At 32.4% G+C, this 506-nt stretch carries 1 protein-coding gene; it reads left to right on the forward strand.

What is annotated here, in order from left to right; genetic code table 11:
- A partial coding sequence (locus GQR46_RS20515) for a histidine kinase dimerization/phospho-acceptor domain-containing protein (protein WP_346766812.1) occupies positions 1-506 on the forward strand: 506 nt, incomplete at both ends.

Below are 506 nucleotides of genomic sequence, written 5' to 3' on the forward strand. Positions count from 1 at the left end.
CACTTAACAAAAAATACGAAACAGGCAAATATATTTGCCGTTTTAATTATGTTAATCATTTTATTTTTAAGCTATTTTATTTTTAGATCGGTTATAAAACCAATTACTCAGCTCACTTTATTACTTAAAGATATGAATAGCGAAAAGCCAGTAACTATTTCAAATAACAGCCAAAATCAAACTGAAATAGCGTCGGTAATAAAAGCAGCTAATGCTTTATATTTAAAAAATAAGCAAACCAAAGAGCTACTCAACGAAACCCGCGTATTAAATTCCCAAATGGAAGCAATGAATGCCGACCTGACGAGTGCTATGGAGCAAACTGATAAAGCCAATAAAACAAAAATAGATTTTGTAGCCAATATGAGTCATGAACTTCGCACCCCAATGAATGGCATATTAGGTATGTTGCAACTCTTACAAAGCAGTGAGCTTCCCTCAAGGCAAAAACACTACGCAGATAAAGCTTTTTCAAGTGCTAAAAATTTATTGCAGATTTTAAATAA

This window comes from Pseudoalteromonas sp. Z1A6 (assembly GCF_011378745.1).
GTDB lineage: Bacteria > Pseudomonadota > Gammaproteobacteria > Enterobacterales > Alteromonadaceae > Pseudoalteromonas > Pseudoalteromonas arctica.